Origin of the sequence: Faecalicatena contorta, assembly GCF_021531995.1 — a bacterium.
GTDB classification, from domain to species: Bacteria; Bacillota; Clostridia; order Lachnospirales; family Lachnospiraceae; genus Dorea_A; species Dorea_A contorta_A.
On the sequence record NZ_JAFBIZ010000217.1, the window covers coordinates 1 to 1,816 of the forward strand.

Consider the following 1,816-nt stretch of genomic DNA (forward strand, 5'->3'; position numbering starts at 1 on the left):
GTTCTATAACTTCTGTCTCAATATCTTTCGGAAGCTCCGGTCTGGAACTATCAATTTCTTTTACCGCAAGATAAGATAATTCAGGTCTCCTGATTAATTCAGCAATGCTTGTTCCTGAGTTTAAAGGAGTACTCCCATAAAATGTAAGCAATCTTTGAACAGAATCTGTATTTCCCACATATGCATGGCCAAGCCTCTCAATTTCAGATTGAATTAATTCTTCTTTTTTCAGAAGTCTCTGATATCGTTCTTCCGATATCAGTCCTACTTCATACCCCTTTTTTGTTAATCTCTGATCTGCATTATCCTGTCTTAAAAGCAGCCGGTATTCTGCTCTGGAAGTCATCATACGATAAGGCTCATGACTCTCTTTTGTTACCAGATCATCGATCAATACTCCTATATATGCTTCTGATCTGTCGATGATCATAGGTTCTTTTCCTTCAAGCTTTCTGGCTGCGTTAATTCCCGCTACCAGACCCTGTGCAGCTGCTTCTTCATATCCGGAACTTCCATTAAACTGTCCCGCACTGAACAACCCACTGATATTACGAAATTCCAGAGATGGCTTTAACTGTCTTGCATCGATACAGTCATATTCAATTGCATAAGCATTCCGGACGATTTTAACATGTTCAAGTCCAGGCACAGAACGGTACATTGCATATTGTACATCTTCCGGGAGTGAACTTGACATACCTCCGATATACATCTCATCTGTCTCAAGTCCTTCCGGTTCAATGAATACCTGATGTCTTTTTTTATCACTGAATTTTACCACCTTATCTTCGATTGAAGGACAGTATCTTGGTCCGGTACCTTCAATCATTCCAGAAAATAAAGGTGACCTGTCAAGATTGGCTCTGATGATATCATGTGTCGTCTCATTCGTATAAGTTAACCAGCAGGATGCCTGATCAATCTGTACATCTTCAGGATCAGTAGTAAATGAAAACGGAACGACTCTTTCATCTCCGAATTGTTCTTCCATCTTACTGAAATCTACCGTTTTCCGATCTATTCTTGCCGGTGTACCGGTTTTAAATCGATACATCTTAATTCCCAGTTCTTTCAGACAGTCTGTCAGATAATTTGCAGCCTGAAGTCCGTTCGGGCCGGTGTAAGTGCTGACATCTCCGTATATACAACGGGCTTTCAGATAAGTACCCGTACAGAGTATGACTGCACGACAATGATAGATACCACCGGAATAAGTCTGCACACCTGTCACCTGACCGTTTTCTGTCATAATATTAGCAATTTCTGCCTGCTTGATCTCCAGATTTTCTTCACTTTCCAGTACCTGTCTCATGGTTCTGCTATATCTGGCTTTATCTGCCTGTGCACGAAGAGAATGTACAGCAGGACCTTTGGATTTGTTCAGCATTTTTGACTGGATAAATGTACGGTCAATTACTTTACCCATCTCTCCGCCAAGTGCATCCAATTCACGGACGAGATGACCTTTTGAACTTCCTCCGATATTAGGATTACATGGCATCAGTGCAATACTGTCTACACTTACGGTAAACATAATTGTACGAAATCCAAGTCTGGATGTTGCAAGTGCTGCCTCACAGCCTGCATGACCGGCACCTATAACAGCTACATCATATTTATCATTATTTTCCCATACAGAATTTGCTGAATATCTCATTTACCAAATCTTCTCCTATCGTTTCACCAGTAATACTTCCAAGCGTCTCATATGCATCCAGAAGGTCTATTGAAAAGAAATCTTCCGGCATTCCGGCATCAATACTTTCATTTACACGAATCAAGGCCTCACAGGCATTCTGTAATGCAGTCTTGTGCC

General features: G+C 41.1%; 1 protein-coding gene and 1 pseudogene. Both read right to left on the minus strand.

The window, feature by feature from the left end; translation table 11 throughout:
* A partial coding sequence (gene mnmG, locus JQM82_RS15370; protein WP_235251286.1) for a tRNA uridine-5-carboxymethylaminomethyl(34) synthesis enzyme MnmG occupies positions 1-1,657 on the minus strand: 1,657 nt, incomplete at its 3' end.
* Positions 1,623-1,816 (minus strand): annotated as a pseudogene (locus tag JQM82_RS15375) (tRNA uridine-5-carboxymethylaminomethyl(34) synthesis GTPase MnmE); the annotation flags it as partial. The gene mnmG and the pseudogene JQM82_RS15375, both read right to left, overlap by 35 nt.